At 69.0% G+C, this 2,174-nt stretch carries 3 protein-coding genes; 1 reads left to right on the top strand and 2 read right to left on the bottom strand.

Going from position 1 to position 2,174, the window contains the following annotated elements; translation table 11 throughout:
* Nucleotides 1-63: 63 nt before the first annotated feature.
* Together ACZ7GX_RS33925 and ACZ7GX_RS33920 are read right to left on the bottom strand one after the other, a co-directional pair.
* A complete protein-coding gene (locus ACZ7GX_RS33925) occupies nt 64-423 on the bottom strand; it encodes a peptidase inhibitor family I36 protein (protein WP_498782813.1) in 360 nt (119 codons plus the stop codon).
* A 66-nt stretch (nt 424-489) separates the two neighbouring features.
* A complete protein-coding gene (locus ACZ7GX_RS33920; RefSeq protein WP_498782811.1) occupies nt 490-1,338 on the bottom strand; it encodes a DUF72 domain-containing protein in 849 nt (282 codons plus the stop codon).
* 78 nt (nt 1,339-1,416) lie between these two features.
* On the opposite strand from ACZ7GX_RS33920, the gene ACZ7GX_RS33915 reads away from it, so the two are divergent.
* Complete coding sequence (locus tag ACZ7GX_RS33915; protein WP_498782809.1) at nt 1,417-2,154, top strand: arylamine N-acetyltransferase family protein; 738 nt, start codon at nt 1,417-1,419, stop codon at nt 2,152-2,154.
* Nucleotides 2,155-2,174: the final 20 nt, after the last annotated feature.

The following is a 2,174-nucleotide window of genomic DNA, read 5'->3' as shown; positions in this document are numbered from 1 at the left end:
CCCGGCCCCTCGATCATGCGGAGGCCGGCATGCCGCGCTCCACGTGTGCTTTGCCACCGGCAACTACCAGGGTGTTACACCACGCACTACGAACGGCGCGTCGGGGACGTAGGTGCCCTTGCCCGGGTAGGTGGTGAACTCGGCCTCGGTCGAGCACGTCACCCGCTGGTAGACCGAGGTGTCCCGGGTCAGGTTGTTCACGAAAGAGCGCGCCACGAAGCCGTCGGGCAGCGGGATGCACTCGCGCGGGTTCGCGGACTCCAGGTCGAGCCGGTGGGAGTCGCCGGTGTACCGGGTGCCCGACCACACGCAGAACTCGCCGCGGTCGCAGGTCGGATCGGGTTGATGCGCCACCGCCGTGCCACTTGAGGCCAGGGCTCCGGTGGTGAGGATCAGAGCGGTCACGAGGCCGTGGGTCGTCATCGAGGTCACCTCCACCGCTCCAGGGTGCTGTGGTCGGCGGCGGCGTGGGGACCTGGCGACCGCCGTTCACCTGATTGTGTGGGCAGGTCCGGGTTTCGGCAGGGCGAGGCGGCCGGCGAGGCGGAGGGCGTCGTGCGGTGCGACGGCGTCGGTGTCGTTGTCGAAGTAGACGTAGACGTCGTGGTCGGCGGCCCAGGCGCGGATCTTCGCGGACCACTCGTCCAGTTCGTCGTCGGTGTAGCTGCCGACGTACAGGGCCTGGTTGCCGTGCAGCCGTACGTACGCGAAGTCCGCCGTGACGTCCTCGAGGTAGGGGAACCGGTCGGCGGAGTGGGAGACGACCAGCGCGATCCCGTGCGCGCGGAGGAGGTCGTGGAACTCCGGGACCTGGAACGTCGGGTGCCGGACCTCCAGCGCGTGCCGCAGGGGCCGGTGGGCGTCGGTGGTGGTCCAGGTGCGTTCGTCGGCCAGGCGGTGGTCGTGCCGTTCGGCGAGCGCGGCCGCGGCGGTCGTGGTGCGGGGGAGGAGGTCGAAGAACGTGGTCAGCCGGTCGGGGTCGTAGGCGGTGGTCGGGGGCAGCTGCCACAGCACCGGTCCGAGCTTGGGGCCGAGCGCCAGCACGCCGGAGGCGAAGAAGTTGGCCAGCGGGATCTCCACGTCGCGCAACTGCTTGAGGTGGGTGATGAACCGGCCGCCCTTGACCGCGAACAAAAAGTCGTCCGGCGTCTGCCGCGCCCACGTCCGGTAGCTGGAGGGGCGTTGCAGGGAGTAGAAGGAGCCGTTCAACTCGACCGACGTGAGGAGTCCGGAAATGTGCTCCAACTCCCGCCGCTGCACCAGACCTTCCGGGTAGAACGCACCGCGCCAGGTCGGGTACACCCAACCTGACGTCCCGACCCTCACCTGTCCCGTCACGTCGTCGGGATACCCGGGTGATCTCCGGCGTACCCCGCGCTTGACCTCCACCGCACTCGAAGGTGCAAGTTGGTGCGCATGGACGACCGCACACTTGACGCCTACCTGGCCAGGATCGGCGCGACGCGCGCGAGCACCCTGGTCGAGCTGCACGAACGGCACGTGGCCACGGTGCCCTTCGAGAACCTCAGCATCCACCTCGGCGAGCCGATCGTGCTCGACGAGGACCTGTTGGTAAACAAGATCGTCAACCGGCGGCGCGGTGGGTTCTGCTACGAGCTCAACGGGGCGTTCGCGGCGTTGCTGAGTGCGTTGGGGCACGACGTGCGGATGCTGTCGGCCAAGGTGTTCAACGACGGCGCGTACGGGCCGCCGTTCGACCACATGGCGTTGCGCGTGGGCGATCTGCTGGTCGACGTCGGTTTCGGGCGGTTCAGCCTGCGGCCGTTGGACCTCGTCAGCCGGGAGGACCAGCACGATCCCGCCGGTGTGTTCCGGATGGTCGACACACCGGAGGGGGACGTGGACGTGCTGTTCAACGGCGTGCCCCAGTACCGCCTCGAACTGCGCCCGCGTGCGTTGGAGGAGTTCCGCGCCACGTGCTGGTACCAGCAGACGTGGCCGGAGTCGCCGTTCCGGCGCGGTGCGACGTGCTCGCTGCCGACGGCGACCGGGCGGATCACCATCGCGGAGAACAAGCTGATCACCACGACCGGTGACGACAAGGTGGTCGAGGAGTTGGACGACGACGCGCTGCTGGACGCCTACGCCAAGCACTTCGGCGTCGTGCTGGACCGCGTGCCCCGGCTCGGCTGACCGCGCCTCTCCTGACCGCG

The sequence above is a fragment of the Actinosynnema sp. NPDC037264 genome, from assembly GCF_055603705.1.
The sequence above is the reverse complement of the archived record's forward strand: the minus strand, read 5'-3'. Positions and strand labels throughout refer to the sequence as shown.